Origin of the sequence: Micromonospora sp. NPDC004551 (assembly GCF_040609975.1) — a bacterium.
Lineage (GTDB): Bacteria > Actinomycetota > Actinomycetes > Mycobacteriales > Micromonosporaceae > Micromonospora.
Window position 1 is genome coordinate 1 of the sequence record NZ_JBEXLM010000055.1, and the last position, 24,133, is coordinate 24,133.

At 68.5% G+C, this 24,133-nt stretch carries 23 protein-coding genes and 1 pseudogene; 14 read left to right on the plus strand and 10 right to left on the minus strand.

From position 1 onward, the window contains the following. Positions 1-180 precede the first annotated feature (180 nt). Positions 181-1,191: a hypothetical protein gene (locus ABZW14_RS33400; protein ID WP_355354955.1), complete on the minus strand. Its 1,011-nt coding sequence runs from the start codon at positions 1,189-1,191 to the stop codon at positions 181-183. A gap of 472 nt (positions 1,192-1,663) precedes the next feature. After that, positions 1,664-2,062, minus strand: coding sequence for a VOC family protein (locus ABZW14_RS33405; RefSeq protein ID WP_355354958.1), 399 nt, complete (start codon positions 2,060-2,062; stop codon positions 1,664-1,666). Positions 2,063-2,155: 93 nt separating this feature from the next. Here ABZW14_RS33405 and ABZW14_RS33410 point away from each other — a divergent pair, with 93 nt between their 5' ends. The 4 genes from ABZW14_RS33410 to ABZW14_RS33425 all read left to right on the plus strand — a co-directional run bounded on the left by ABZW14_RS33410 (position 2,156) and on the right by ABZW14_RS33425 (position 6,000). Continuing rightward, positions 2,156-3,145, plus strand: a complete 990-nt coding sequence (locus ABZW14_RS33410) for a YafY family protein (protein ID WP_355354961.1) — start codon at positions 2,156-2,158, stop codon at positions 3,143-3,145. Positions 3,146-3,563: 418 nt separating this feature from the next. Beyond that, complete coding sequence (locus tag ABZW14_RS33415; protein WP_355354964.1) at positions 3,564-4,025, plus strand: GntR family transcriptional regulator; 462 nt, start codon at positions 3,564-3,566, stop codon at positions 4,023-4,025. Beyond that, entirely contained in the window at positions 4,022-4,942 is a 921-nt protein-coding gene (locus ABZW14_RS33420) for an ABC transporter ATP-binding protein (RefSeq protein WP_355354967.1), read from the plus strand. Before ABZW14_RS33415 ends, ABZW14_RS33420 begins: the two co-directional genes overlap by 4 nt. Beyond that, entirely contained in the window at positions 4,939-6,000 is a 1,062-nt protein-coding gene (locus ABZW14_RS33425; protein ID WP_355354970.1) for an ABC transporter permease, read from the plus strand. The genes ABZW14_RS33420 and ABZW14_RS33425 overlap by 4 nt, the downstream gene beginning before the upstream one ends. A 241-nt stretch (positions 6,001-6,241) precedes the next feature. On the opposite strand, the pseudogene ABZW14_RS33430 reads toward ABZW14_RS33425, so the two are convergent. Next, positions 6,242-7,296: pseudogene (locus ABZW14_RS33430) on the minus strand (SAM-dependent methyltransferase). 135 nt (positions 7,297-7,431) lie between these two features. Between ABZW14_RS33430 and ABZW14_RS33435 the strand changes: the two are divergent. Next, positions 7,432-8,124 (plus strand): hypothetical protein, encoded by a 693-nt coding sequence (locus tag ABZW14_RS33435; RefSeq protein WP_355354973.1) that lies wholly within the window; start codon positions 7,432-7,434, stop codon positions 8,122-8,124. A 190-nt stretch (positions 8,125-8,314) separates the two neighbouring features. On the opposite strand, the gene ABZW14_RS33440 is transcribed toward ABZW14_RS33435, so the two are convergent. Then, the gene (locus tag ABZW14_RS33440; RefSeq protein WP_355354976.1) at positions 8,315-9,133 is read right to left on the minus strand and encodes a CPCC family cysteine-rich protein; all 819 of its coding nucleotides are present in this window, start codon (positions 9,131-9,133) and stop codon (positions 8,315-8,317) included. 370 nt (positions 9,134-9,503) lie between these two features. Between ABZW14_RS33440 and ABZW14_RS33445 the strand changes: the two genes are divergently transcribed. Next, positions 9,504-10,109 (plus strand): YdeI/OmpD-associated family protein, encoded by a 606-nt coding sequence (locus tag ABZW14_RS33445; RefSeq protein ID WP_355354979.1) that lies wholly within the window; start codon positions 9,504-9,506, stop codon positions 10,107-10,109. A 164-nt stretch (positions 10,110-10,273) separates the two neighbouring features. Here ABZW14_RS33445 and ABZW14_RS33450 read toward each other — a convergent pair whose 3' ends face one another. Next, a complete protein-coding gene (locus tag ABZW14_RS33450) occupies positions 10,274-11,173 on the minus strand; it encodes a helix-turn-helix transcriptional regulator (RefSeq protein ID WP_355354982.1) in 900 nt (299 codons plus the stop codon). A gap of 135 nt (positions 11,174-11,308) precedes the next feature. On the opposite strand from ABZW14_RS33450, the gene ABZW14_RS33455 reads away from it, so the two are divergent. From ABZW14_RS33455 to ABZW14_RS33465, 3 genes are all read left to right on the plus strand, one after another. Next, positions 11,309-12,595, plus strand: coding sequence for an MFS transporter (locus ABZW14_RS33455; RefSeq protein ID WP_355354985.1), 1,287 nt, complete (start codon positions 11,309-11,311; stop codon positions 12,593-12,595). 35 nt (positions 12,596-12,630) lie between these two features. Then, complete coding sequence (locus ABZW14_RS33460) at positions 12,631-13,674, plus strand: zinc-dependent alcohol dehydrogenase family protein (protein ID WP_355354990.1); 1,044 nt, start codon at positions 12,631-12,633, stop codon at positions 13,672-13,674. A gap of 156 nt (positions 13,675-13,830) precedes the next feature. Beyond that, positions 13,831-14,184 (plus strand): hypothetical protein, encoded by a 354-nt coding sequence (locus ABZW14_RS33465; protein ID WP_355354993.1) that lies wholly within the window; start codon positions 13,831-13,833, stop codon positions 14,182-14,184. A gap of 142 nt (positions 14,185-14,326) precedes the next feature. Here the strand turns inward: ABZW14_RS33465 and ABZW14_RS33470 are convergent, their stop codons facing one another. Beyond that, the gene (locus ABZW14_RS33470; protein ID WP_355354996.1) at positions 14,327-14,908 is read right to left on the minus strand and encodes a TetR/AcrR family transcriptional regulator; all 582 of its coding nucleotides are present in this window, start codon (positions 14,906-14,908) and stop codon (positions 14,327-14,329) included. A gap of 67 nt (positions 14,909-14,975) precedes the next feature. Here ABZW14_RS33470 and ABZW14_RS33475 point away from each other — a divergent pair, with 67 nt between their 5' ends. Then, positions 14,976-15,986, plus strand: a complete 1,011-nt coding sequence (locus ABZW14_RS33475; RefSeq protein WP_355354999.1) for a hypothetical protein — start codon at positions 14,976-14,978, stop codon at positions 15,984-15,986. A 273-nt stretch (positions 15,987-16,259) separates the two neighbouring features. Beyond that, positions 16,260-17,045: a maleylpyruvate isomerase N-terminal domain-containing protein gene (locus tag ABZW14_RS33480; protein WP_355355002.1), complete on the plus strand. Its 786-nt coding sequence runs from the start codon at positions 16,260-16,262 to the stop codon at positions 17,043-17,045. Positions 17,046-17,318: 273 nt separating this feature from the next. On the opposite strand, the gene ABZW14_RS33485 is transcribed toward ABZW14_RS33480, so the two are convergent. Beyond that, the gene (locus ABZW14_RS33485; protein WP_355355005.1) at positions 17,319-17,720 is read right to left on the minus strand and encodes a DUF6069 family protein; all 402 of its coding nucleotides are present in this window, start codon (positions 17,718-17,720) and stop codon (positions 17,319-17,321) included. Positions 17,721-17,941: 221 nt separating this feature from the next. Here ABZW14_RS33485 and ABZW14_RS33490 point away from each other — a divergent pair, with 221 nt between their 5' ends. From ABZW14_RS33490 to ABZW14_RS33500, 3 genes are all read left to right on the plus strand, one after another. Further along, a complete protein-coding gene (locus ABZW14_RS33490; RefSeq protein WP_355355008.1) occupies positions 17,942-18,304 on the plus strand; it encodes a YciI family protein in 363 nt (120 codons plus the stop codon). Next, positions 18,268-19,545 carry a sigma-70 family RNA polymerase sigma factor gene (locus tag ABZW14_RS33495; RefSeq protein ID WP_355355011.1) on the plus strand — a complete coding sequence of 426 codons (1,278 nt, stop codon included), beginning with the start codon at positions 18,268-18,270 and terminating at the stop codon, positions 19,543-19,545. The genes ABZW14_RS33490 and ABZW14_RS33495 overlap by 37 nt, the downstream gene beginning before the upstream one ends. 185 nt (positions 19,546-19,730) lie before the next feature. Next, positions 19,731-20,465 carry a Stf0 family sulfotransferase gene (locus tag ABZW14_RS33500; RefSeq protein ID WP_355355014.1) on the plus strand — a complete coding sequence of 245 codons (735 nt, stop codon included), beginning with the start codon at positions 19,731-19,733 and terminating at the stop codon, positions 20,463-20,465. Between the two features lie 714 nt (positions 20,466-21,179). On the opposite strand, the gene ABZW14_RS33505 is transcribed toward ABZW14_RS33500, so the two are convergent. From ABZW14_RS33505 to ABZW14_RS33515, 3 genes are all read right to left on the minus strand, one after another. Further along, positions 21,180-22,436, minus strand: coding sequence for a sialidase family protein (locus ABZW14_RS33505; protein WP_355355017.1), 1,257 nt, complete (start codon positions 22,434-22,436; stop codon positions 21,180-21,182). Beyond that, positions 22,423-22,950: a sigma-70 family RNA polymerase sigma factor gene (locus ABZW14_RS33510; RefSeq protein WP_355355020.1), complete on the minus strand. Its 528-nt coding sequence runs from the start codon at positions 22,948-22,950 to the stop codon at positions 22,423-22,425. Before ABZW14_RS33510 ends, ABZW14_RS33505 begins: the two co-directional genes overlap by 14 nt. Before the next feature lie 548 nt (positions 22,951-23,498). Next, positions 23,499-23,828 carry a hypothetical protein gene (locus ABZW14_RS33515; protein ID WP_355355022.1) on the minus strand — a complete coding sequence of 110 codons (330 nt, stop codon included), beginning with the start codon at positions 23,826-23,828 and terminating at the stop codon, positions 23,499-23,501. Between the last annotated feature and the right edge of the window lie 305 nt (positions 23,829-24,133).

The window sequence follows — 24,133 nt, forward strand, 5'->3', positions numbered from 1 at the left end:
CGATCGTCGAGCACGATCTAAGCAGAGGACCGGCGAGCGCAACGTTCACCGTGCCGCACGTCCATCAGCAGACCGGGTCATGCCGGCATCCGCTTTGCCTCCGACCCAGCGTCGACCAGCCGCTCGCACCCGACTCTGCTGGAAGCAGTGCGCCGTTTCGGGTGCCGACGTTCGGAGAGATCACTGCATGGCGGTGGCTGGTGGGTGATCGAAGGAGACCGGGCAGCGGAAGACGTACAGGGCATAACTCCGGCCGATGCAGACATCGGTGGGGTTGCGCGGAGCCTCCGCCGGATCTTCCACCGGCCGCCAACTGCCGCCCGACCCGTGCCACTCGCCGGAGTCGGCGGTGAACAGCAACGTCATCGCGGCGCCACACTCGGTGCAGTCCACCGGATGCGGGTCCGTCAGCGACCAGTTCGCGAAGCCGCCCACCTTCCAGCCCGGCGCCAGTGACAGGTCGAACTGATAGTCGATTCCCTCCTCGTCGTCGTCAGATTCCTCCTCGGTCTCCTCCTCCCAGGCGGTGATCCGGGCGTCGAGTTCCTCGGGCAGCAGTCCGCCGTACTGGTACTCGCGAATCTGTTCCGGATGCACGACGCAGGGAGTCGGCAGGTAGGAGTCGTTGACGACGGGGGGTTCCGGGGCCGCGGCCAAGGACCGGCTGACGTCGGCGCTGCGCCGCCAGTACAGCCGTACCCGCGGGTTGTAGCCCTCCTCGGGGTGGTCCAGCGGGCACCACAGCACCTGCAACAGATCGGCGCCGTCCGGGCCGACGAAGTCGGGAACGTCCCGGCGGTACAGCTGCGCCACCGGGACCAGCGGGATCGGCTGGTTCACCAGGCTGTGCGGCTCGGAGAAGTCGAGGTCCGGCAACTGCGCTCGCTCCTCGTCACTCAGAGCGTAACGAGCGCCCGTCGCGTCGGCACGGGCCTGCGCCGCCGTGTAGATCTCCCGGCTGCGGCGGACCATCGACGGCGTCCGGAGCTGGAAGATGTAATGAGCATCGCCATCCGTGCACTCCGGCCAGGCCTCATCCGCCGGCCACAGCAGCGGGCCACCGACCGAACTGTCGGCGGCCGTCGGTGTACCGGGCCGGGGGTGCAGCCGCGTGGCCGTCGCTGAGTGCTCCCTCAACTCGGGAAAGAGCTCCGTGATGTCCAGCGGCCGCGGCGGCGTCGTGCGAGTCATGGCCGATGATCCTACGTTCGGGCGCGACAGTTCATGCGGTCCTCTAAGCCTCGACGCGGGCATCCCTAGTGCGGTGTCCACTGACGTTCACCGGGTGTCCGGTGGGTGTTGTGGATCCTCGCCTTTGGGGCGAGCGACTCCCCACTGGGTGGTGGGGCGGGCCTCCGCGGGCCAACTGATCCTCGCGCCGCCGTGCTGGGGCGCGGGGGTCAGGTCGGGACTGGCCGGCACCGGGGAGGTGTCGTCCGGCTCGACGGCGCGTGACCACCCCGGGCATCCGAGCGGGTGTGGGGTGGTGGTTCCGCCGCCCGGGGTGCGGGTGGCGATGGTGGCGGCCGCGACGAGGTCGCGGTGCCCGGTGAAGTGGCAGTGCGTTCCGATTTCCCTGCTGGTGGCGCTCCTGGACTCGGTGGCCGCGTTCATCGGGAGCCGTGGGATCTCAGGGCTCCCGGGTGAGCGGCTGGGCGTGGCGTCAGCGTGCGAACTTTTCGATGGCTGCCGGGGTGACGGGGGTGAAGAAGTTGACGAGGTTGCCGTCGGGGTCGCGGAACAGCAGCGACCGGTTACCCCAGGGCATCGTGGTGGGCTCGGTGACGAAGTCGGTGACGAAGCCGGTCAGGTTCTGGTGAACGCGGTCCACGTCGTCGACGAGGAACTCGGTGATCACGCTGTGGTTGTCTGCCGGGCGGGCAGAGCCCGGGGCGAACAGCGGGACGGTGCGGGTGCTGGCGATCGCGAGGGTGGCCTCCGCAGTCTTGAGTTCGGCGAAGTCCTCGGTGGCCCACGTCGCCCGCGCCCCTGTGGCTCGCTCGTAGAACTCGACGAGGCGCGCTACGTCGCTGGTGATGATGCGGATCGAGACGAAGTCCATGGGAATCTCCTTGGCTGTGCTGAAGGTGTGCACGTCGCAGGCTAGGAGAAATAGTGGACAGAATCGGTCCTGTATTCGCGTTAGGCTGCGAACATGCCACGACCCACCGGCCGCGTGCTGACACTCCTGGAGCTGCTGCAGTCGGGCGGCACCCGGACGGTGGCCGAGCTCGCCGACCGTCTCGGCGTCGAAGGGCGCACCGTGCGGCGGTATGTGGACCAGCTGATCGACCTGGACGTGCCCGTGGAATCGGTGCGCGGCCGCTACGGCGGGTACCGGCTCGCCCCCGGGTACCGCCTGCCTCCGCTCATGCTCAGCGACGACGAGGCGCTGGCCGTGCTGCTCGGCCTGGTCGCCGGCCGTCGAGCAGGGTTGACGACGACGGAGCGCACGGCAAGCGAGACGGCGTCGGCGAAGATCCGGCGGGTGCTGCCCAAGCACATCGCCCGCCGGCTCGACACACTCCTGGAAGCTCTCGCCTTCACGGATCAGCCCGGCGAGTTCGACACCCCGGACGCAGGGGTCCTGCTCACCATCGCCGATGCGGTGCGCCACCGCCGACCGGTCTCGATCCGCTACACCGACCGTGACGGACGGCGCAGCGAACGCACACTGCACGCATACGGGATCGTCGCCCATGCGGGCCGGTGGTACGTCACGGGCAACGACGCCCAGATCGGCGAGGACCGAACCTTCCGGCTCGATCGCATCGCACACGCGCGGACCCTGCCCGGCTCATTCGAAGCGCCCGTGGGTCCCGGTCCGGCAGAGCGCGTGTTGTCAGGATTCGCCACGGCCGAGTACCGGCATGAGGTGACCTTGCGGATCCACGGGACAGCTGAGCAGATCCGCGCCCACCTTCCGGCCAGCGTCGCGAGCCTGGAGGAGCACGAGCCCGTGGCCGGCCAGGACCCGGCGGCCGAGCACTGGCTGCGCGTCGAGCTACGTGTGCAGCAGCTTGACTGGTTGCCTCGGATACTCGCCTCAATCGACCGGCCGTTCGTCATCGAGCGCCCCGATGAACTACGCGACCTCGTCATCGCGCTCGCCGATCGCCTCACGTCCTACGCCCGCGGAGCCTGACAGCGAGGAACCAATGTCATGAGGCGGCACAGTTAGCCGCCGAGCGGGCGCGCCGGAAGGCGGGAACTCCCGTCGCTCTCCGTAGATGTCCGGCGCGGGCGTCGGTCGATCCCCGTGCACCCACGTGCCGATGACGGCGTTGTGCGGGCAAGCGGCGAGGGTCGACCTTAGTGCCACGCCCGAGTTCATATTGCGTCGTCCGCCAAAGCGCATGCCCGAACTCATGACTGCGCGGCGCTCCACCGGTCGTGCCGGCATCTCGGGTTGCTGCCCGATGCGGCGATCGCGCTGGGCAGGCGATGGGCGAGCCGTTCGATGCCGTCAGCTGTCCGGGCACGTCCTTGCCATGTCGCTTAGCTGGTGTTCTACTCAAGGAGAACAATCCGCGGTGCCCGGAGCGGATAAGGAGGATCACCAGGTGATCAACTTTCATGTCGACCGGTCCAGCAGCGTCCCTGCCTACGCCCAACTGGTGCGGCAGGTGCGTGAAGGGCTGCGGATCGGGACGCTGCAGCCCGGGGACCAACTCCCCACCGTGCGCAGCGTGGTGACCTCCTGCACGGTCAACCCCACCACGGTGCTTAAGGCATACCGGGAGCTGGAGCTGTCCGGCCTGGTGGAGGCGCGGCAGGGGGCGGGCACCTTCGTCAGCGGAACGCTCGGCCACGCGGACCCCCATGTTATGGCCCGCTTACGCGGCAGCCTGGCCCGTTGGCTAGGCCAGGCCCGCGAGGCCGGTCTGGAGGACGAGGACGTCCAGGCCCTGCTCGCCTCGGTGATCGCGGAGAACTCGGCGGGCAGGACCCAGGCTGACGGTGACCGGACGCAGGCAGCACCGGGACCGGGTGCTGCGTTCCGGAGGAAGGAAGGTGCCGCATGAGCGAGCAGTCCATCGCCGTGGAAGCCCGCGACGTGGGCAGGCGCTACGGCACCGTTTGGGCGCTACGGGAGTGCAGCTTCCAACTGCCCGCCAACCGCATCATCGCGCTGGTCGGCGCGAACGGCGCGGGCAAGTCGACGCTGATGAGCATTATCGCCGGTACGTTGACGGCCACCTCCGGCTCGCTGCTGGTCCACGGCCGACCGGTGGTCAAGGGCAGGTCCACCAACGGGGGTGGTTCTGCCGGGGGCCGGGTCGCGATCCTGGCCCAGGACAAGCCGCTGTACCGGGACTTCAGTGTGTCGGACATGCTCCGCTTCGGGAGGTCCACCAACCGTGTGTGGGACCAGCGGCGGGCACTGTCGTGGCTTCAGCGCTTCGACATCCCCCTGGACCGCCGCTGCGGAAAGCTGTCCGGCGGGCAGCGGGCGCAGGTCGCACTCGCGGTCGCCCTGGGCTCCCGCCCGGCGGTGCTGCTGTTGGACGAGCCCCTCGCGAACCTGGACCCCGTGGCACGCACTGAGGTGACCGGTGAACTCATGGCGGAGGCCGCCGACAGCGACATGACCGTGATGCTGTCGACCCACATCATCGCCGAGCTCAGTGGTGTCGGTGACCATCTGCTGCTGCTCGACGCGGGCCGGCCCGTGCTCACCGGCGACGTCGAGGAGTTGCTCGGCAGCCACGTGCGGCTGACCGGACCCCGCGCGGACCAGCCCCCTGGCCCGGGCGCGATCGTCCAGGCGCAGCACAGTGACCGCCAGTCCACGTTTGTTCTCCGGAAGCCGGCGTCACCGGCGGCGCACTCCGTCGTCGCCCCCGGCTGGACCGCCCAGCCCATCGCCCTGGACGAGCTGATCCTGACCTACCTCAAGGCATCGTCCAAGGCACGCCATGATCTGGGGACAGCGGCATGAGCCCGGTCACCCAAGCGACCGCCACGAAGCGTCAGGACGATCTCGGGTCCGCCGGAGGCGTCCGCGGTTTGCTGTGGCTGACCTGGCGTCAGCACCGCTGGACCCTGATCGGAATGCTCGTCCTGGCCGCGGTCCTGGTGGGCTGGATGACCTACCTATCCATGGAGCTGACGGACCTGTGGCACCAGTGCCAGGAAACGTACTGCCCGGAGAACTCCCCGCAAGGCCTGCGGCTCGCCGGATCCTCGAGCCTGGTCCTGACCTTGGGCGCCCTGTCACGGCTGGTGCAGTACATGCCGCTGCTGATCGGCGTGTTCATCGGCGTCCCGCTGCTGACCAGGGAACACGAGCAGCGAACCCTGCTGCTGGCCTGGAGCCAGGACATCTCGCCGGAGCGCTGGCTGTGGACCAAGCTGGGCATGCTCGGCCTGTTCGTGACGGCTGTGACCGCAGCCGTCGCCGGGGTCAGCGACCACCTGCAGCGAATGACGACTCTGGTCGCTCCGGGAACCCTGTTCGACTACCTGCCGTTCCTGAACACTGGGATGCTGCCGGTCGCGATCAGCATCTGCTGGTTCGCTATCGGCGTCGCACTCGGCGCCGCGATCAAACGCACGCTCCCCGCCGTGTTCGGCGTGATCGCGGGCTTCATCGGCCTGACCTACCTCGTCCAGTGGCGCTACCCCACCCTGATGAAGCCGCTGTCCGCGCAGCTACGAGTGGGCGGCCCCGACGGTGGTCTGTTGCGCGACAACGCCCTGGTCGTCAAGGGCGGCATGATCGACTACGGTGCCGACGGGCCGTCCGGCGCGTTCGACGCCTCCGGGCGCCAGCTCAGCGGCGTCGAGCTGCAACGCCTCTGCCCTCCCGACAACGATGGTGGCAAGATCCTCTCCTGCGAGTTCGACAACCATCTTTTGCACCACCTGCAGTACCAGCCCGGCAGCCGAATCCCCGACTTCCACCTGATCGTCGCGACCGGCTACCTGAGCCTGACCGCGGTGGCCCTCGCCGCCGTCTGGTGGATCGTCCGCCGCACCAACCTCAGCGCGGGCTGACCCCGCCGCCGAGCTGTCGCACCCTCGGCACTGATCGCGGGGTGCCGCAGGACGATATGGGAAACCCGAACCAAGATGGTCGGCCGGTACGCCGGCCGACCATCTTGACGACGACGCGGTCGACGACACACGTGACGAGCAGCCGCCGGCCGTGGACGGTCAGCCGGGCAATACGGCGGGACTCAGTGTCAGCAGCTCACACCTCGCCGGAGGTCTCGCCTCGTCTCAAGCCGCCACGCCGTCAACGACGCTCATCGGCACTACGGCTGCGGGTGGGGACGCTCGCACGGGCGAGGACGGACAACTCGAACGGTCGGAGCGCGTCGGTACGTTCCCACTCCGCAGGTTGGATCGTCTCGCGTTGCTGGACGTACTCGATCGGCTGGAGCCGGTGCTCAAGCAGGAGGGCGTCCATCTGCTCGATGCTGAGGAACGTTTGCCAGGGCTCGCCCTGCTCGGCCGCCGCTGCCATTACCAGCTCCGCGTACATCTGACCTGCCTCGTCGCGAAGTCCGGCCGGGAGGAGGTGCTCCACGATGAGCTCCGTGCCGGGCGCGAAGCCGCTGATGACGGCCAGGGTCTGCCCGATCGCCTCCGAGGTCAGGTACATCGTGACCCCGAGCCAGCTGATCAGCGCGGGCCGGCCGGGGTCAAAGCCGGCCCGTACGAGGTGATCGGCAAGTGACTGGGCGGATTCCCTCTCGAAGTCGACCGGGACAAAGAAGGCGGACGGTGGCACCGTCGTCCCCGTCTCGACCAGCAGCGCCTGCTTCCAGTGCTGGGTCGTCGGCTTGTCCACCTCGAACACCCGGACGCCGTCGGCGAGTTCCGACCGGTAAGCGAAGGAGTCCAGCCCGCACCGAGGATCACGTACTGGTCGACGCCCCGGCCGGCCAGCATAGCCAGCCGGTCCTCGGTGTAGCGGCTGCGGGTAACGGCCGTCGTCCGCGCGCCGGACAGGACTGGGTGCCCACCATAGGACCGGTGGTAGCCGAGGAGTTCTTCAGCACGCTCGCCCAGGAAGGTCTGCGCCAGGGTGTCGGCGAAGATCGAGGGAGTCTCGTCGACGAGGAGGTGTGCCGCGCGTGCTGCGGCCGACATGAGAGCCGTGTGGCTGGGTTGCGCCTTGTTCATCACGACGTCGGACATTAACCCAGTAATTTGAAAGAATATCACAAAAACAAAAATTTCAGAAGGCTGTCCGAGTTCCGCTTTGGTAACGGATGCGATCCTCGCGACCCCCGGAATAACCTGCCGGGCAGCTCCGAGAAGCGACGATGCCCTGCGTGTTCTCATCCCTCGCGAGAATGTCCAACAACCAAACGACGCCGGATCAATTACGGTCAACCTATGGAGAGGAGCCACTGGCGGTCATTGACGCGCATGTCATAGGCTCGCAGGACCGGAGCGCCAGTCAGCTGGGAAGTTCATGTGCACGTGCTCGACGACCCCGACGACCTTTCACCAAGGGCTCAGGCGTTCCTGTGCCGCGCCGGGACCCGGCAGCCGGAGCAGCCTCGACTGCTGACCGACCTCATGCAGGTGCCAGACCGGTCAGGACGGCTGATCGCGGCGCCTCTTGAGTTGACCGTTAGGCGGGAAGCCTTCGCCGCCCGTTTCGGCGGGTTGCGCTACGACGTCCGCCGCAGCGCCCGCATTGGCGACGAGCGCCTCGACACCCTCCGCCGCTGGCAATTCGACCTGCTCGACATGGTTCGGGCGGAGCGCACGGGCTGGTCATTCGCGTGGTACGGCGAACGCGTGTCCTCACCTGTGTTCTACCTCGCGCACACCGACGGCCGATTCGGGGTGAGCGAGGCAGGCCCCTTCCTGGAGGTCTGCCCCTCGATCAACCACCTGATCGAGGGACACGCGCTCATGGACGAGCTGTACGACTGGGAGCCTGTGCCGCCCAGTTCGCTGGAGGCGTGGGTGCCCAACGACATGACCAATGCGCACCTCGGCGAGCTCCTCGCCGCCCTGCCACCCGTGCCTGAGGCGTCAGGGCCGTGCGATCGATGGTGGCGCTCCGACGAATTCGCTATCCGGCTGTTCCACGGATGGACCGGTCGTCGACCGCGCCCCACCGGGGTCATGATCTGGAGCCGGGACGGCCAGATTTGATGAGCAGGCGACAGCACTGGCTGGAATCGAGAGCGACTACCGCCGACCTCGTCCACTCATGCCTCGAGCCGCGCTCCGCAGCGTCCCGTCGCGTCGGTTCGGGTGCCGTCCGGGGACCTGTCGAGTTGCGGATGCCGACCGCGTCGCCATCAGACACCGTGAGCGAAAGACACACTGCGCGAGCCCGCTCTCAGGAACGATCCTTGCCCCGGTCCGGTGCCCACCGCACCACGATCAGCCCTGTGATGTAGTAACCGTCTTCCCCGACGCGGGTGGCAACCTCGAGCTCGACAGAGGTCGCCGTGGTACGTAGTCGGTGGGCTTCCCAGTGGCCGTATCGCAGATCGCGTAGCCAGGTTTGCTCGACCTCCTGCGCGACACGGGCCGGTGATGCCGCTGGCTCGGCGACACAGACCGCCGTGATCTGCTTGGCCCGGTTGGGGGCTGTAGTCACGGTCACCTCCCGGATCGACGGGCACCGGTCGAGGCAGTGGTCAAAGTCGATCGCCATGCCGGAGAGGTTGTCCGGATCGGCGCGGGGGGCCACGGCTGCGACCGCGCGGACTGCCTCGGCGAAGGCGGTTGGATCGGCGTCGTCCACTGGCGGTTCGGGCAGATCGGTGGCCGGCACGTCGTCCCACCAAGCCTGGCCCCTGCGTCGGCGCCACCAGTACAGGACGGTCCGATCATCCGGCCATCCCGCCAAGGCGCCACCGGCCGGCTCGAAACGGTCCCGCTGCAGGTCGATCGTCCGCCAGTGCGGCTCTCGGCTGTAGTCGGCCGGGTCGGCTCGGTCCTCGTTGAGGCTGTCCTCGTCGCAGACGCCGTACCTGCCGAAGTTGCGTTGCGCGTCGATCAAACAAGGTTTGTTCGCACCTCGCGCCCGGTACGGCCAACGCAACTGGTAAACATCGTCCTCCCATCGGCACACCGGACAGATTTCGTGTGAGCCCGGCGGCTCCCCCAAGGTGCGGTAGCCACAACAGACACACGGGTAGGGGAGGTCCATGTGATCAGTGTGCCCGACACCCGTGACGTGCCAGCGGCTTCGGTTGCCTCGGCAACGGCTCGCCCCATCAGCACGCCGTCCGCATGAGGTACCGATCAGTCCGCTGTCCGCTCAGACACCTTCCGCCGATCGGGTCGCCGTGGTGCGCGCTCATGGCGCCGACCGCGCGGTGGAGGTGCACGGCTGGATCGCCGGGCGTGTCCGGCATGTGCACGAGAAACCCGGCATGCCGGCGCTGCGTCGAGGCCGTCCTGAGCATCGCGAGGTCCTACCCCCTTGAGGGTCCGCCGAGTGACCGTCCGGCATCTCAGCGAGTCGGTCTGGCCCACCGGCGGAGGCTGCGGCAATGGGGCAGCGATAGCCTGCCGTCATGGGGAGCGCCGAACTGGATGAGTTGGTCGTCGCGGACGCTGACGCGCTGCGCGCGTGGTTGTCGGCCAACCACGCCACGTCGCCTGGTGTCTGGCTCGCCCTGACCAAGAAGGGCGGCACAGTCACGACGCTGACCTGGCAGCATGCGGTCGACGAGGCCCTGTGTTTCGGCTGGATCGACGGACAGGCTCGTAAACGGGATCAGGAAAGCTCCTGGATCCGGTTCACCCCTCGCCGGCCCCGCAGTTCCTGGTCACAACGCAATGTCGCCCATGTGGCCCGGCTGGAAGCGCAGGGGCGAATGCTGCCGGCAGGCCGCGCCGCGGTAGAAGCGGCGAAGGCGGACGGGCGGTGGGCGGCCGCCTACGCCCCGCCGTCGGAAGCCGAGGTGCCGGACGACCTCCTCGCCGCCATCGCCGCCGACCCCGCCGCCCAGGCCATGTTCGACGTGCTCACCAAAACCAACCGGTTCGCCCTCATCTACCGCGTTAATGCGGTCAAACGGGCGCAGACCCGCGAGCGGAAGATCGGCGAGTTCGTCGCCATGCTGGCCCGTCACGAGACGATCTACCCGCAGAAGGCCAAGCCTCCGAACTCGCCCTGATCAGGCTTGGTCGTGATCATGCAGGGGCAGCTGCCGCCGTGCGCCCGCCAGCCGCTACCGCCGGAGCTGGCCGATGAGCGCGCACCCGATCATGCGTGGCTGCGGCCGTTGCAGCCACCGAACGCGGCTTTCTCCGGCGCTCTTGTAGTCGGATTTCTATGTCGTCAGTCGGAGCGTTGGGCGGCTTCTGCGATGGTGGTCGCGGACCAGGTGGCGAGGATTTTCAGCCGCTCTTCGTGGATGGTTCCAGGCTCGGCGGTGTAGACGGTCAGTTCGTGGACGGTGCGGGATGGTGTCGGGAGTGCGAGGGGCTGATAGGTCAACTCCAGTGCGCCGACGACGGGGTGCTGCAGCCGTTTGACTCCTTCGTGTCGGATGCGGATGTCGTGCGATGCCCACATCTTCCGGAATTCGGCGCTGAGGGTGGAGAGTTCGCCAACGAGTTCCCGCAGCAGTCGGTCTTCGGGATGGCGACCGGCCTCGGCGCGCAGCAGGGCGACGGTGGCGACGGCGCCAGCTTCCCAGTCTGTGAAGAAGTCGTGTGACGCCGCGTCGAGGAAGTGGTAGCGGGCGAAGTTCGCTCGGCCGTTGGCTGTGGTGGTGTCGCTGCTGAACATGGGTTCGTGCAGTGCGCGGGCCAGCGCGTTGCTGGCGACCACGTCGAGGCGTCCGTTGCGCAGGAATGCTGCCGACATGGTGATTGAATCGATCAGCCACTGCAGGTGGGGTTCGACCTTGGCCTCGGTGCGTCGGGGACTTCGGCGGGTTTTCGGCCGGGCGGCGTGGGCCAGGTCGAACAGGTAGGTGCGTTCTTCGTCGTCGAGGTGCAGTGCTCGGGCCACGGCGTCGAGGACGTCTTCGGAGATCCCGCTGATGTGGCCCTTCTCCAGTCTCGTGTACCACTCGGTGCTGACGCCGGCGAGGACGGCGACCTCTTCCCGGCGCAGGCCCGGCACTCGGCGCCGGCCACCAGAGGGTAGCCCTGCCTGCTCGGGGCTGATCTTGGCGCGGCGGCTGATCAGGAAGTCGCGGATGGTGGTGCGGTTGTCGGCCGAGTCGGGCATATTCCCACGGTAGGCCGGGCCAAGCCTGCTTAAGGGGGGAGAGCTTGTACCCGCTATAAACGCCACCTTCTTCACGACCCAGTGCCGCGCTCAAATGGACTCGAAGACGTTTCCGAAGCTGCACAGGAGTCATGAATGCAGGGAGAAACAACTCCTCTCAACAGCGGTTCCCGGGCCGGCGAGAGCGCGGCCCGCTCTGCTGGCCTGCCCTTGCTGATCTACATCCTCGCGCTGGGGACGTTCCTGATGGGCACGACCGAGTTCATCGTGGCAGGTGTGTTGCCGGAGATCGCCGGTGACCTGCAGGTCAGTGTCGCCCGCGCGGGCCTACTGATCACGGTCTTCGCGATCGGGATGATCGTCGGTGCGCCGCTGATGGCGATGCTCACGCTGCGGCTGCCACAGCGCGTGGCCCTGATCCTCGCGCTGGCGGTGTTCGCGGTAGGCCATGTCATCGTGGCGGTCGGTGACAGCTTTGCGGTGCTTCTGCTGGCACGGATGATCACCGCGTTCGCCACCGGCGCGTTCTGGGCCCTGTCCGCCGTGGTCGCGACCCGCGCCGCCGGGCTGGCGCGCGGAGCGCGGGCCATGGGTCTGGTGAACGCCGGAGGCATGCTCGCCACGGCGCTGGGCGTTCCGCTCGGCGCGTTCGCCGGACAGCTCATCGGGTGGCGGGGCACCTTCTGGGCGCTCGCCGTCCTGGCGCTCGCTGCGACCGCCCTAATCTCCCGGCACGTCCCGCACGAGAACCGACGGGCCCAGTCAGTGTCGGTGCGTTCCGAACTGTCCGGGCTCCGTTCCGGGCGGCTGTGGCTGGCCCTTGCCGGTTGCGCGGCGACCACCGGTGGTGTTCTTGCCGCGTACTCCTACATCGCGCCTTTGCTCACCGACCAGGCCGGTGTGCCGGCACGGCTCGTGCCGTTGGCGCTGGTCGGGTTCGGCGTCGGCGCCCTGGTGGGGTCACTGGTCGCCGGCCGTCTCGGCGACGCCCACCCGCACGCGGTCACGCTAGCGGCGCCGGTGGCCACCGCGATCCTGCTGGGCATGATCTGCCTGGCCTCGGGTAGGCCGTGGCTGACCGGAGGGTTGGTCGTGCTGCTCGGGTTCTTCGGGCTGGGCGCGAACCCGGTACTGATCGCCCTGGCCGTGCGTTTCGCCGGGCAGGCACCCACGCTGGGGTCCTCGCTGACCGTGTCGGCGTTCAACGCCGGTACCGCCGTCGGCTCCTGGATCGCAGGCATTGCGCTGGCCTCCACGCTCGGAGCCACCGGCCCCGCCGCCGTCGGCCTGGTCATCGTCGTCCTCGCCGTGGCCCCCGCGGTGGCGTTGGCGCTCATCGCGCGCCGCCGCGCCGCTCCTACGCCCCAATCGGGCGACGCCCCGACGACCAACGCGCTGGCCGGAGCCGGCGCCGCTGCCTGACAACCCCTACAAGAAATCGAAGGACAAGGAAGATCATGCGCGCAACCCTCATGTACGGCGCCGGCGACGTCCGCGTCGAGAACGTCCCGGACTCCACGATCAAGCTGCCCACCGACGCGCTGGTACGGATCACCGCGTCCTGCATCTGCGGCAGCGACCTGCACCCGTACCACTCGATGTCCCCCGAGAACGGCCCAGCCCGCATGGGTCACGAACTGATCGGCGTCGTCGAGGACACCGGCTCGGAGGTGACCACCCTCAAGCGCGGTGACCTGGTCGTCTCACCGTTCGCCATCTCCGACAACACCTGCCAGTTCTGCCGCGAGAACCTACAGACCTCCTGCTCCCACCCCCAGGCCAACTTCTGGGACGGCATCCCCGACGAGGGCGGGCAGGCCGAAGCGATCCGCGTCCCCCTCGCCGACGGCACCCTCGTCAAGCTTCCCGTCGCCGCGGACTCCGCGCTCATCCCGTCCCTGCTCACCCTCGCCGACGTCTTCGGCACCGGCTACCACGCCGCCGTCAAGGGCGGCGTGCGCAAGGGCAGCACCGTCACCGTCATCGGCGACGGCGCCGTCGGACTCCTGGCCGTGCTGTCGGCCAAACGCCTCGGCGCCGAGCAGATCATCCTCATGGGCCGCCACCAGGCCCGCACCGACCTGGGCATCGAATTCGGCGCCACCGACGTGGTCACCGAACGCGGCGACGAGGGCATCGCCAAGGTCCGGGAGCTGACCGGCGGACACGGCACCGATGCCGTACTCGAAGCCGTCGGCCACATGTCCGCCTACGAGCAGGCCGTCGGCGTCGTCCGCCCCGGCGGCGTGATCAGCCGGGTCGGCGTTCCGCAGTACGAGAGCGCGCCCATCGGCTTCGGCAGCCTCTTCCGCCACAACATCATCCTCGCCGGCGGCCCCGCCCCCGTGCGCGCATACACCGAGGAACTGATGCCCGACATCCTCAACGGCACCATCGAGCCCGGCAAGGTCTTCGACGCCACCACCGACCTCGACGGTGTCGCCGCCGGCTACCAGGACATGGACAACCGCAAGAGCCTCAAGGTCCTCATCAAGCCCTGACCCGTGCGCGGCCCGGCCCTCGCCGGCATTGACTGGACGTCGGCCGGGCCTTCACCTTCGCGCCCTCCCGGACCCTTGGCGCCAGGAGGAGTGTGCCGGGGGTGCCAGCCCAGTTCGCGCTCGGCCTTGGCGTTGGATGCGCCGCGCAGTTCGGTCATGAGCACGACGCCGGCCGGTCCGGCAGCCACCCGTCCGATGAACCGCGGCACGCGCATCGGCTTCTTGGCGCCCAGCATCGCCGCCAGTTCCGGAAGCCATTCGGCGCCCCGGGGCGGGATCGTCGTCGACGATGTTGTAGATACCGCGGCCGCCGTTCTCCACCGCCGCGACCGTGGCCTCGGCGGCGTCAGCGATGTGCACGGACGACCACACCGCGCCGCCGCCCACGATCGGGAGCTTGCGTTTGCGGATCATCTCCAGATGCTCGGAGCCGGGGGCCGACCCGACTGCATCAGCCAGGCGGCCGAGCAGCCCTCGCGGGTGCATCGGTCCATGTCCTGCCCGTCCTAGTCTCGAAGGTTGCCGTGCCGAGCCGACCTTAAGCGCGACGTGCAGATCGCCGCCCGTCATGCAGGCCAAGCGGGCCGGATTGCGCCAAGCATGTCTCTGGCGAGGATCGAGTCACGCATGGTTGCGTTCGGCGTGTGGGTGGTCAGGCGCGGCCGCGTACGAGTGGCAGGAAGACCTCGTCGACGATCTCTATCAGTACCTCGTCGGGGACCGAGGGGATGCCGCGCATCGCGTACTCGGCTCGTAGCAGCATCATCGGCGTGCTTGCGACGCGCGGATGGGCGGCCGCCGGCGGTGCCTCACCGCGTGCAATGGCGCGTTCGACCATGGTCAGCCAGGCGCAGTCCATGGTGTCCGTGCCCGACCGTTCGCGCATGAGGTCGAGCAGTGCCGGGTCGTCCGCCGCGGCCGCCAGCAGGCTACGTAGGACGGCTCCGTGCGGCGAGGACCACGTCTCGTTCGCCCGCCGCAGCATTTCGAGGGAGTCGCCGCGCAGGGTGCCCGTGTCGGGGTTCGGCATGACGGCGTCGGAGAGGTGGCGGTACGCCGCGATACCGAGCGCCGCTCGATGCGGCCATCGGCGGTAGATGGCGTTCTTGTTGGTGCCGGCCCGGGCGGCGACCCGGTCCATGGTCATCCCGCCGTAGCCGGATTCGCGCAGTTCCTGTGCTGCTGCGTGCAGGATCGCCCGTTCCAGCTCCTCGCCCCGGCGCCTGGTGCTCATGTCTTGCAGGGTACTCGACGTACCTTATAGGGTACGAGGCGTACCTTACGAGCGAAGGGAACTCCAGATGCGTGTGTTCGGCATGAACTACGACACCGGCTTCGTAAGCGCCGGCTCCACGACCCACGAGCCGTTCAATCCCGAGACGGTGCGGCACGACCTGCGCGTCATCCGCGAGGAGTTGCACTGCGACGCGGTGCGCATCACCGGCGGTGCCCAGGACCGGCTGGAACTGGCCGCCCGGTTCGCCGCCGAGGCCGGGCTGGAGGTCTGGTACTGCCCGTTCACCAACGGACTCGACCGCGACGGGCTCATGGCGTTCGTGCTCGACGGCGCCGAGCGAGCCGAACGGCTGCGGCGCACCGGCGCCTCGGTCGTGTACCTCACCGGCTCCGAGATCTCCATGTTCACCGACGGCTTCCTGCCCGGCCGCGACCTGGCAGAACGCATGGCGTTGTTCACCGACCCGATGCGGATGCGGGAGGCGGTCCCGTCCGCGCGGGCCGCGGTACGCGACTTCCTCGCCGAGGCGGTGCCCGCGGTGCGGGAGCGGTTCGGTGGCCCCATCGGCTACGCCTCGATCCCGCTGGAAGACGTCGACTGGGCACCGTTCGACATCATCGCCAGCGATGCCGGCTACCGCGACCCGACCAACGCCGAGGCGTTCCCGCAAAGCTTGGCGGCGGCGGTGCGGCAGGGCAAGCCGTACGCCGCGACCGAGTTCGGCTGCTGCACCTTCCGCGGCGCGGCCGACGTCGCGGGAGGCGCGGAGCCGGTGACGTACGACGAGCACGGGCGCGCCGCGAAGCTCACCGCGCAGCTGGAGCGTGACGAGGAGGGCCAGGCCCGCTACGTCCTGGACCTGCTGCGCGACTATGAGGCCGGCGGGGTGGAGGCGGCGTTCGTATACACGTTCGCGAACCGGCATCTGCCGACCACCGGCGACCCGGACCACGACTACGACCTGGCCTCACGCGGGATCGTGCGGGTAATGCCGGACGGCTCGTGGACGCCCAAGGCCGCGTTCCACACCCTGGCCGAATACGGCCGCACGCGCGCTCGGACGCTCGCAAAGTAGTCCGCGACCTCGTCCCGCCCTCGGCGCCCAACGCGACCGTGAGCAGGCCCAGGCCCCCCTGACCGGCGGCCATTCCTGCCGATGATCCCGCCGACGGAGGCCGCACCCTGTCCGACGTGGGGAACCCTGCCCCGAGAGCAGCGAACGCCTCACGGCGTGCGCCAGCGTCAGCGACAGCACCCGGTGCGCGTACCGGACCGTTGCCGGGGCGGCCGCCGCGTCGGCTGCGAAATTCGCTGTCCGGCCGTCGGAGCACGGTGATAGAACGCCGGGGTGCACAAAATCCTCACGTTCGTTGATCATCTGCGGCTGATCAACGAACGGTCGACCGCCTTCCGCGCCGCGGTCGCCGCGGCGCCCAGCCTCGACATGCAGGTGCCGACACATCCCGAGCGGACGCTGTTCGATCTCGTGCAACACGTGGGCATGGCCCGCCGCAAATCGGCCGCCATCGTCGCCGCAGGGCCCGCAGACGCGCCTCCGGAGAAGTCGGCTTGGGACGACGGCATGGGTGCGCCCCGGGAACGCGAGGCACTGCTGGCCTGGTGGACCGAGTCCGTCGAGCTAATGACGAGCGTGCTGCGTGAGGCCGGCCCGGATCGCGGTTGTTGGACGTGGTGGGATGACTCGCCGTCACCGCAAACCTCTGGTGCCTGGGCGCGGCGCCAGGTTCCCGAGATCGCGGTGTACACCTACGACGCCCAGCTCACCCTGGGTGCCCCGCAGGCGCTTCCAGACGAGGTTGCCCTCGACGGTTTCGACGACTGCCAGTTCACCCTCTGCGCGACGACGGTCGCCTGGCCACACGACCCCGCCATCGTCGAATACCACGCCACCGAGGGCCACTCATGGCGCCTTCGGCTTTCCCGCGACGGCGCAGAGGTCGCCCGCTTCAGACCCGCTGCCGGCGAGGAGCCCGAAACGGCCGACGCCTCCGCCCGGGGCACGGCCAGTGACCTGGTCCTGTTCTTCTACGCCCGCATACCGCTGGATTCGCTGAAGTTCGAAGGCGACCGTCGTATCTTCGATCAGCTCGCCGCCTGGGACCCGTCCGTGTGACAACCGACGACATGCGATCTCGTACACCCGGAGGCGAGCACCAGAGGCGCATGTCCAGTCCCACCACATGCCTGAGGGATCCGTCCCAGCACATGCACGACAGTCGGCCTTGGTTGCTCAGTCGTCCTGGTTGCAGGCGGTGACACCCGAGTGGCCGTACTCACATGGCCGATGAGCGGACGTTCGATACGGTTCCGTGTCTGCCGGCGGCGGCCGCAGAATGTCATCTCAGGCCAGTTGCCGTGTCGGCTGGGTCGACCAGCGTTTCAGCGGCTATTGACCCCGACCGGGGGCGTGACTGAGCCGGCGGGTGACGACGGGTATGACGATCGCCGCAGCGACGATGTGTGCCAGGGCGAGCATCAGCTTGGTCGAGGTCGCAGTGGCACCGGCGAGGTATGGCCCGGCCATGGACACCGTAGTTAGTGCGATGGTGGTCCATAGGTAGGTGCGCGCCGGATGGCGGGCGCAACGGGCGAGAAGTACCGCGAGGATGGTGCCCCAGAACACCGAGACCGCCGTGCCCATGGCGAACATGCCGGTGGTGATCGGGCCGGAAACGGAGGCCCCGATGTTGCCTGCCTCCATCGGTACACCTACTGCACGGGCCGCCAGGCCGTAGAGTTCGGTCGCGGTGGCTGCGGCCAGTCCGGCCAGCACGCTGACCAGCCACACCGGCCTAGTGGTGAGGACGTCTGTGGACCGGACTGTCGTGGTACCCATGATGGTTCTCCCTCGGTCTGGTTTGCCTTCGCCAGATGGACGGAGCGGTGGCGCTGGTCTCGACATCGCCGGCGCAGAAGTTTTTTTGGTAAGGATGTCGAGGGTGGCGTGCCGGCTCCGTTTGGGGAGTGACAGCGCGCCGGCACGGTGCGCGGACCGGAAGGACGACCTTGATGAAGTACATGCTGCTGATCTACGGCAACCAGGAGAAGTGGAGCTCGATCCCGGCTGAGACCTGGCCGGAGGAGATCGCCAAGCAGGACGCGTTCAATAAGAAGTACCAGGGCACGGGCGAACTGCTGGGCGCGTACGGCCTGGCCGACGCCGCGGCGGCGCGGCTGGTGCGGCGCAAGGACGGCGCTCCGGCGGTCACCGACGGGCCATACCTGGAGACGAAGGAGTACCTCGCCAGCTTCTATCTACTGGACTGCGAGAACGAGCAGCGGGCGTACGAGATCGCCGCGGACATGCCGTGGGCGGACGTCGAGCCCGTCGAGGTGTGGCCAGTCCTGCACGAGGCGGCCGCCGACCTGTGATTCCTGACCGAGGCGTCGAGGACCTGCTGCACGAACTGGCGCCGCAGGTCCTCGGCGCGTTGGTTCGCCGGTACGGGCAGTTCGACACGTGCGAGGACGCGACGCAGGAGGCGCTTGTTCGGGCCGCGATGCGGTGGCCCGCCGAAGGCATTCCGGACAACCCCCGCGGCTGGCTGGTCACCGTTGCTTCCCACCGGTTGCTCGACGAGATGCGCAGCCACCAAGCCCGGCGGCGGCGCGAGGACGCGATCGTCGCCGCAACCCCGCAATCGGAACTGCTGGGCCGGCCGGCGGACGCCGATCGGGGCGCCGACCGCGACGACTCACTGACCGTGCTGTTCCTGTGCTGCCACCCGGCGCTGTCGCCGCCCAGCCAGATCGCGCTGACCCTGCGCGCGGTCGGCGGCCTCACCACCGCGCAGATCGCTGCCGCGTTCCTGGTCCCGGAGGCGACCATGGCACAACGCATCAGCAGAGCAAAACAAAGCATCAGAATCAGCGGTACGACCTTCGCGATGCCCGAAGGACCGGAACGCGCCGAGCGACTGCGCGCCGTGCTGCACGTTCTGTACCTGCTCTTCAACGAGGGCTACGCCGCCACCACCGGCCCGGACCTCACCGCACCTCAGCTGTCCGACGAGGCGATCCGGCTCACCACCTGGCTGCGACGGCTGCTTCCCGACGACAGTGAGGTGGCCGGGCTGCTGGCCCTGATGCTGCTCACCGAGGCGCGGCGACCCGCCCGTACGACACCGGACGGGGCGTTGGTGCCGCTTGCCGAGCAGGATCGCAGCACCTGGGACCCCAAGCTCATCGGCGACGGGGTCGCACTCGTTACCGAGGCGCTGGCCAGGGGCCCAGTCGGCCCGTACCAGGTGCAGGCGGCCATCGCCGCGGTCCACGACGAGGCCGAGCACATGGACGCGACCGACTGGCCGCAGATCCTCGCCCTGTACGAACTGCTGGAGCAGCTGGCGCCGGGTCCGATGGTCACGCTCAACCGTGCAGTCGCCGTCGCCATGGTGCACGGCCCGTCAGCAGGGCTGGATCTGCTGGCAGCGCTGGAATCCGACAACCGGATGGTGCACCACCACCGCCTCCTCGCGACCCGCGCCCATCTGCTCGAACTGGCAGGCGAGCACACCGCCGCCGCAGCCGACTACCGCGAGGCCGCCCGACGCGCCACCAGCCTGCCAGAGCGCCGCCACCTCACCACTCGCGCCACGCGACTCGGATCATAACGGCATCCCACACTCAGAGTGAACAACTGAGGCCGCTCAGCCTTGCGCCGATAGCCTGCTCAGAAACTGCGGAGCTCGATCCGCTCAAGAACATCCGCATCTGGCCGCAGAGCGTGCGCTGCGCCGGCGCCGGCGTTCGGAAATTCGGTTTGCTCTAGATCCGCGCGTGCTTAGTGTCTGCCGCTGTGGCGCGCCTGGAGGTCGACTCTTACCTGATCTGCGCGACGCCACGCACGGGAAGTACCTTGCTGTGCGGTCTACTGGAGTCGTCCGGGGTCGCTGGCCACCCAGCCTCCTACTTCAATCGAAAGACGCTGACTGCGTACGCCGATGCCTGGCACATCGCCCGACCGCGTGATGGACGGATCGACGAAGGGTTCGTGCGGGCGGCGCTGACGGTCGGTAGAACTTCGAACAATGTCTTCGGTGGGCGGCTCATGGCAGAGACGATGCCGGAGCTGATCGCTGGTCTTGCCGCCTCCGCACCAAGACCAGCGGACACTGACCTGGGCCTGTTGATCGCTCAGTTCGGTCGACTTCGATTCGTCCACTTGCGGCGACGCGATGTCATCGCACAGGGCGTGTCGTGGGCGAAGGCACTGCAGACCCACTTCTGGCATTCCCATGAGGCCGTCGCTCCGGGAGGCCAAGATCCTCGATACGACGAGGTGCTCATCGGCCAGCTCGTCGCCACGATCGAGAGTGCCGAGGCGGACTGGGCGACCTGGTTCGACGCCCACGGCATCGTGCCTCACGAGGTGACGTACGAGGAGCTGGCGGCGGATGCACGGTCCGCTGCACAAGGGGTGCTCGACTACCTCGGCCTAACGGTTCCACACGGCCGGCAGCTGATCGTCCGACACCATCGGCAGGCCGACCAGGTCAACGCCGATTGGACCTCGAGGTTCAAGTCTCGCTGACGGTCCGATCCAGCTGGGTGCGTGTCTGCTCACTAGCCGAGAGAACGGAGTGCGACGGCCCATGCCGCAGACGCATGCGCTGCGGCATCCGGATCTGCCGCGATGCGCGCGTCCCTGTCGCGGACCGTGAGGGCCGCCGCGACGCGCCTTGAGGATCATGTCGGGCATCAGGTGGGACGCGAGTGTCAAGCATCTCCCGTGACACGACAAGCACCAGAGGCGCAGCACTGCCGAATTGACCTCTCTAGGATCAGGGCGGCCCGCAAGCGGGCCGCGCCGGCCCGGCCCCGGCCTGCTGGCGACCTTCGGCCGGCATCGGCCGGGCCAGCCGGCCACGCTTCGGACGACCAAGTCTTGAAGACCTCGGGGCTCTGCCCCGAACCCCAGCCCTCCTCAGAGATGCCGCCGCGGACCACCTCGCCGGGCACCACAAGGGCTACCAGCCTCCCCGGACGGGGGGACCAGGTCGTTCGCCCGGTAGGGCGCTCCACCTGGTCCCCGTCTGGGGAGGCCGGACGGTCTACGACTGCCCGACGAGGAGATCCGCTTTCAGGCCCGGGATGCGCCTGAGATGCCACGACGCTGGATAGCCGACATGAACGGCGACTCTCGTTTCCGGGCAGGCTCTATTTCTTGCACCCCCGGTCTAGAGGGCGGGAAGGACCCGACGCCAGGGTGTCGGCGCGACCACTCGGCCACGCCGAAGCACCGGGCTCAGTAGGGAAGATCGAATCGGGTCCAGGAGGAACCGTCCGGGGTGATCACGACGTGGTCTGCGCCGGTAGCCGACATGTCGTCCCGGCCGTAGAGCCAGGCGATTCCGGGGGCAGCTCCGACCGCGCCATCGAGTCGGTCATACTCGCGCGACGCGGTGAAATGGCGCCCTCCGTCCCGGCTGACGAGCAGGGACGAGGTGAGGTTCGGCGTCATGTTGCCCGACTGGGCGATCAGCAGGGAGCCGTCCGAGCCGATAGTGAACGGCCGATGCTCCGGCGACGCGGGCAGGTCGGTGCCCACGTCCTTCCAGGTCACTCCGCCGTCCGTGGTGTGCAGTAGCTGGGAGGCTCCCTTGCGCTCCATCGGCTGGGCACCGGGCGGTGGCGGGGGCTCGATCAGTAGGTAGGCCTCCCGCTGGTTGACCCCGGCGATCGCGATTACGTCCGCACCCTTGACCGGTCGCCAGGTGTTCCACGTGGCGCCCTGGTCGACGCTCCGGGCAACGATCATGACGTCAGGGTCGCCCGGCCAGTAGGTAGCCCAGATAGCTCCGTCGGCGCTCGGATAGATGCTGTACGGGGGGTAGGGCGAGGCTGGTTTACCGCTGAGCCGGTACACCGTCCCCGTCGACGGATTCACGGCGAGCGGCTGGCGGATCGCGCCGCAACCCTGCTGACAGACCACAGCACGGGCCTTCGGCGGGAATGCGGATACGGTGACCATCGCCTGCTCCGCATCACGCCAGGTTCGCCCGTAGTCGGTCGAGAGGCGGGACTTGTCGCCGTCGAGGACCAGGTAGGATCGCTGCCCGAGCACGGAGAACTCCATGTCGGCCGCCTTATTCCCGGACTCGTTATTCCCCGACTCGTTGACCCGGCAGTTCGTGGCCCGGTATTGGGCCGCGTCGTAATCGGTCCAGCTTCGCCCGCCGTCCTCGGTGTGCGTGAAGCGCACCGTGCACCCGAAGTCGACCTGTTCGACGCCGACACCGGAGTCCGGACCGGTCATGAAGAGCTGGGTGGCGCGGTCGCGTGCCTGCGGAAGCGGGGTCGGGGCGGCCCAGTCCATGCCGCGCGTGCCGCCTGCCAGGGGCAGGACCGCCATACCGGCGAAGACCACCAGAGCGACGCCCACCCCGCCGGTGCGATAGCGCCGGCGGGACTTCGCTGCTGACCGCAGATTGTCGAGGGGGGGCTGCCGGACGGCGTCGGCGATGGTGTCGACATCGAAGCCGGCGAACTCACGATCGGACATGGATCCTCCCGGTGCTCGTGCTGTCGTTGACGTCGGAGTCGGTGAGAAGCTCCGCCAGAGCCTGCCGCCCCCGTGATAATCGAGATTTGACCGTGCCGGCGGACACACCGAGAGTCGCCGCAACCTCATCGACCGGCAGGTCGACCAGGTAGTGCAAGGCCAGCGCATGCCGCTGCCCCTCGGGCAGGCCCCGTAGGGCGGCGAGTAGCGCAACATGCTCCGGCGAGCGGTCGACGACCGCAGCCGGCGGTCCGATCCGGCGCAGCAGCCTGTCCAGCACCCGCCGCCGGCGATGCCGGCTGCGGACAACATTCACCGCTACCCGCCGAAGCCACGCCTCCGGATTCTCCAGACGAGCGAACCGCCGGGGCGCAGCCAGCGCCCTCGTAAACGCTTCCTGGACCGCCTCCTGGGCCTCGTGCACGTCCCCGCACACCGCGTACAACTGGACGACCAGCCGCCGGAAACACCCTGCGTACAACTCAGAAACCAGATCACCGTCGGACACCGTCACCTCCCTTCTCCACCACTCCCACTCACAAGCGGCGACAAAGGTTCCACGGAACCAGTCAGAAACTCGCCGAGTGACAGCGCGAGTGATCGCGGCCAGCGATCTCTGAGGCAGTGACAGCATCGCCAGCGATCCTCATGGTCCCGCCCCGCAACTAGTCCGCAAGGGCTCGACGGACGGCGGGGGAGTGCTGTGGGATGCCGATATTCGTTCCGCTTCTAGACCACCCTGCGCCCTGGCCGCAGTACAACTTGATCTCTTATCCGTCGGTCGCAGCTCCACCTGACATCAGCCGATGGGCCATCCGTGGGCCACAAGGTGGTGTCGCGGGAGGCCAAACGGGGCCACTGCCGGCCAGGTCGACCAGGGGACACGGCGAGTTCTGACCCGATCTTGTCCATTCCCAAGCTGACGCTCCGCTCCCCGAGGGCAGCGCTGAACACCGCGCCAGTCGCCGGCCAGGCCGGGGGGGCGACCAGGGCCTTGAAGACCTCAGGGTTCCGCCAGAACCCCGGCCCTCAGAGATGCGGTCGCGGATCACCGATCCGCCGCTACTGGTACGCGGACCTGCCCATCCTGTGCATCGCGAGCCATCCCGCCGCAAGAGACAGCAACACCGCTCCCTGTTGAGGCGCGATCAGCCAGAACCACTCTTCGTCGCGGAAGAACAGGACCAGGTGCGCCGTCGACAGCAGAGCAAGACCGGCAGCCCCGAAGTAGCCGGCAAAGACAGCTCGGGGCAGGTTGGCGGCCCGCCCCCATGCCCGTTCGCTGGCGCGCTGGCCTTTCATGCCGACCAGGATCGCGGCATAGGCGAAGACGCCCGCCCCCGCGCATCCGACGGCGGTGATGACAGCCCCGAGAATCGCTCTAACCAGCACTCGGCCAGGCTCCCACAGCCGTCAAGTGATCCCGTCAGGGGCGAGGGGAGGAAGGCTTGGTTGTACAGCCATCCATACAGCCAAGTCCGCCCGCTGATGCCGACATCACCCGACAATGGCAGACGGGCTGACCAGGGAAGCAGCCACCTGACTAGCCAGCCACGATCTTCTTCTAATCCCAAGGCCGCAGGTTCGAATCCTGCCGGGCGCACCACCGCCACCCCGGGTCAAGGCGGCCCGCAGGCGGGCCGCGCCGGCCCGGCCCCGGCCTGCTGGCGACCTCCGGCCGGCATCGGCCGGGCCGG